Raw genomic sequence first — 2,511 nt, 5'->3', positions numbered from 1 at the left:
ATCGTGTCGATCCCAACACGACGGGCGTATTCCAGCGGCCCCCCCTGCGGCTGCGGCCACCCGATGCCCAGGACTGCACCGAGATCGGCATCATAAGGCGAGGAAACAATTCCCTCGGCGAGACAGCGACCAATCTCATTGATCATCTGCCAGATAGGACGGGTGGAGACCTCCGTCGAGCTTGGAGTCCCATTCGCGTTCCCCCCGATCAAGGAGTAGATCCGCTCGTCAACCACCTGTCCTTCAGGGTCGAGGTAGAATCCCTTCGCTTCTTCGCGGCGGCGGCGCTGATAGCCACGATGACCGGCTTCCAGTACCGGCCATAGACGCGGGAGATACTTGACGCGCTCCCCGAGATGTCTGGACACGGAGTCATGAATGCCCCGGAAGATCTCGATACCTACCGCGTCCATCAGGCGAAACGGGCCCATGGCCCAGCCGAAGGCCTTCATCGCTCTGTCCACCGAGTCGATTGAGGCCCCTTCCGTCACCAGGGCTATAGCCTCGTTGAGGTAGACCAGCAGGATCCTCGTCGTGAAGAAGCCGGGGCGGTCACGCACCAGTAGAGGCACCTTGCCCTGCCAGCCAGTCATCGCGAGCGTCCGTTGCAGTGTGCGCTCGCTGGTCGCCTCGGCGGTTGCGATCTCGACGAGCTGATAGCGGTGGGCGGGCCAGAAGTAGTGGGTGCCGATGACTCTGTCCGGCCGGCGGGCGGTCGCCGCAATCCTCGTGATCGGGATAGACGAGGTATTGCTGGCAATGATTGAATCGGCAGACACACATTCTTCAACGGCGGCGAGCACTTCTTGTTTCGTCTGGACATCTTCGATCACGGATTCGATGACACATTCGACTCCGTCGAGGTCTGAGTAGTACGGCGTCAGATGAATGTCGTGCAACCTGGCTTCAGCCTCTGCCGCACTGATGCGTCCGCGATCGACATCCGACTTGTACGTCAGCTGAAGCATATCTGCGGCACGCCGGACACCTCCAGGGCGCGGCGCGACGACGACCACCGTTGCCCCCAGATCTGAGAGCATGCGCGCGATTCCTGATCCGATTGTTCCGGCCCCGACGATTCCAAACCGGCGGACATGCCCTCTCTCGATCATGCCGAGGCTCCTCGAGGTCTGAACAGTTGCGAACGTGCCTGGGGAGAAGCTCGTCGCCGGCCACCCGCCTATCGTCAGGGGATCCCGTTTCCCCTTGTAGTCGTACCACCGGTATGTCACTGCACCCCAGGCCATGCCCGCCCCGACGGAGGGGGCGTCCCGTCACGCCCCCCGCCGAGGGCGACGCTGCGCATCACGTGGTTCATCATCGCCCGCGCCACGTCGAGGCCCGAGGCCCCCTGCGCCGAACCGGCCATTCCCTTCGCCTCCCGGTCACGCCCCAGCTCACGGCACCACGACGACGTCGCCGGGCTGGAGGAACAAGTCCTCCTGCTGCGCCTCCGGGGCGACCGCTTTGTTGTAGTTGAACGAGACCCGCTTGACGGTCGTCCCGTTCGGGCGAAGGATCACGATTCGCGAGCGGGCGGCGAACTCGGTGAACCCGCCGGAGAGGGCGATGACGTCGAGCACCGTGGTCCGGCTCTTCAGCTCGTACTGGCCGGCCTTCTTCACCTCGCCGAGCACCGAGACCTTGAAGCTGTGCACTTCCCGGACGATCACGGACACCTCTGGCGTCGGGATGTAGTCCGTCAGCCTCTTCACCAGCACATCCCGGAGCTGCATCGCGGTGAGACCCGCCGCCTGGACATCGTTGAGAAGCGGGAGCGAGATCTTGCCATCCGGCCGCACGGGCACGGCCCGGCTGATCGCCGTGTTGTTCCACACCGCGATGTCGAGGAGATCCTCGGGCCCGATCCGGTAATCACCCGGCTCCTGGGTCCTCCCCGGCTCCGGCCCGTTCCTTGGTTCCTCGGCGGCGCCCGCTCCGACGGCCACCGACATCGTCACCAGCGCCGCGACCACCAACCGCCGAATCATCATGGGTTTCGTCCCCCAATTTCATTTCGCAGGTCGAAAAGGCCCTCGGAGGCCACCGCCGGGACCGACCGCAGGCCGCTCGACTTCCAGAGGTCGAGCATGTCGGGGAGGTTCGGACGCGAGGCGACGACCTCCAGCCGGGCGACGTGGTGCATGCAGTGAACGACCTCCCGGATCCCCTCCGCGGCCTCGAGCGCCGCCTGCACTCGGGCCTGGGCGAACGGCGTGGTCTCCGCGTCCCGCGCAACGAGCTCGAGGTTGCCGATGATCACCGTGAGCGGGTTGTTGATCTCGTGCGCCGCCGCATTGGCGAGCCGCACCACCGCGGTGACCGGGTCGCCGCCTGCCGCCGGCTCGATAGGCCGGGGCTTCGGGCGTCGGTTCCGCTTGTCCGTCCGCACGCCGACCTGGCCGTGAGGCTTCATCTGGCCGTCCTCCTGGGTCTAGGCGGGCACCACCCAGGTGCAGTCCACCTCGACCGCCACGCTCCGCTGGAGCAGGTCGACCGAGAGCACCAGGA

At 65.6% G+C, this 2,511-nt stretch carries 4 protein-coding genes; all 4 read right to left on the bottom strand.

Going from position 1 to position 2,511, the window contains the following annotated elements; all coding sequences use genetic code 11:
• The coding region (locus VGV60_18140; GenBank protein HEV8703195.1) for a 3-hydroxyacyl-CoA dehydrogenase NAD-binding domain-containing protein at nucleotides 1-1,112 on the bottom strand (1,112 nt) is incomplete at its 3' end.
• A 116-nt stretch (nucleotides 1,113-1,228) separates the two neighbouring features.
• On the bottom strand, nucleotides 1,229-1,369 hold the full coding sequence (locus VGV60_18135; GenBank protein HEV8703194.1) for a hypothetical protein: 141 nt from the start codon (nucleotides 1,367-1,369) through the stop codon (nucleotides 1,229-1,231).
• Nucleotides 1,370-1,397: 28 nt separating this feature from the next.
• The gene (locus tag VGV60_18130) at nucleotides 1,398-1,994 is read right to left on the bottom strand and encodes a polysaccharide biosynthesis/export family protein (GenBank protein HEV8703193.1); all 597 of its coding nucleotides are present in this window, start codon (nucleotides 1,992-1,994) and stop codon (nucleotides 1,398-1,400) included.
• Nucleotides 1,991-2,416: a histidine kinase dimerization/phospho-acceptor domain-containing protein gene (locus tag VGV60_18125; GenBank protein HEV8703192.1), complete on the bottom strand. Its 426-nt coding sequence runs from the start codon at nucleotides 2,414-2,416 to the stop codon at nucleotides 1,991-1,993. The genes VGV60_18130 and VGV60_18125 overlap by 4 nt, the downstream gene beginning before the upstream one ends.
• Nucleotides 2,417-2,511 lie beyond the last annotated feature (95 nt).

The organism is Candidatus Polarisedimenticolia bacterium (assembly GCA_036001465.1).
GTDB lineage: Bacteria > Acidobacteriota > Polarisedimenticolia > Gp22-AA2 > Gp22-AA2 > Gp22-AA3.
The sequence above is the reverse complement of the archived record's forward strand: the minus strand, read 5'-3'. Positions and strand labels throughout refer to the sequence as shown.